Below are 982 nucleotides of genomic sequence, written 5' to 3' on the forward strand. Positions count from 1 at the left end.
TATTAATTTAGAATTGGCAATGGTCACCTCGTTTGACATGCTGGACATCGGACGCATACCTCCCCCAGGGTACGCCATGAGGCACGATCGATCATTGTCTAGTTCTCTATGGGATTATAGTTGTACTTTTTAACAAAAAAATGTCAGAGCGCTTGGCATTACGAACAAAAATCTATACGATCGATCACTATAGGGAAATTGAGGATTGTCGGTCATAAGTGCGATATTGAGACAAGGTAATATTTTTTATGTTACTGTCTCATTCCTGGTAAACCTAATTTGCCTGGGGAACATAACATTGGTCAGTATATTCTTTGGACGTCAACGCATAAGTAGTAGTATGGGAGGCAGAATCGCATTTTTTAAGATTTTGATCGATCGTGCCTCATGGCGTACCCTGGGGGAGGTATGCGTCCGATGTCCAGCATGTCAAACGAGGTGACCATTGCCAATTCTAAATTAATATAATGGATAATTCACGAAGTGCCATCTAGCCCCAAACTAAGCATAGCATGTGCTATGGGAACTAAATAGCAGATAAATGAAATAAAAAAAGAAATTTAAAAAATGTTAGCGCCCGCAGCATGATATTAATATAGCACTGTTAGTGCATAATAAAACAATAGTACATTAAATATCTGATATTAATACTCATATACATTTTAGTTAACAAATACATATTAAATAGAAAACAAATATAAGTGTCTTGTGAGGATTAGTCATCGGGCTAGTCATATAATACTCTCGAATGAATTGTTGTTTCCGTTAATAGTGAATAAAATGTGCCAGCCATTTGCAATTTGAAACTGGAAGTGTAGTAACAAGGATGATACGGAACAACGACGCTTTATTCAAGGCATTGGTGTTAGCACATCTGTAGTTGTGTTTGCAATTATTGCAGACAGCTATAAAGGCAACGAAGCAGTAAAATTTATTGGAATCATGAATTCTATTATCACAGTTCTCATAGCAATTGCACCAG

The 982-nt window shown here is 36.9% G+C and carries 1 pseudogene; it reads left to right on the forward strand.

The window, feature by feature from the left end:
- Window positions 1-843 precede the first annotated feature (843 nt).
- Window positions 844-982 (forward strand): annotated as a pseudogene (locus tag ACJ5GX_RS06870) (multidrug effflux MFS transporter); the annotation flags it as partial.

Source organism: Wolbachia endosymbiont of Tuta absoluta (assembly GCF_059414725.1).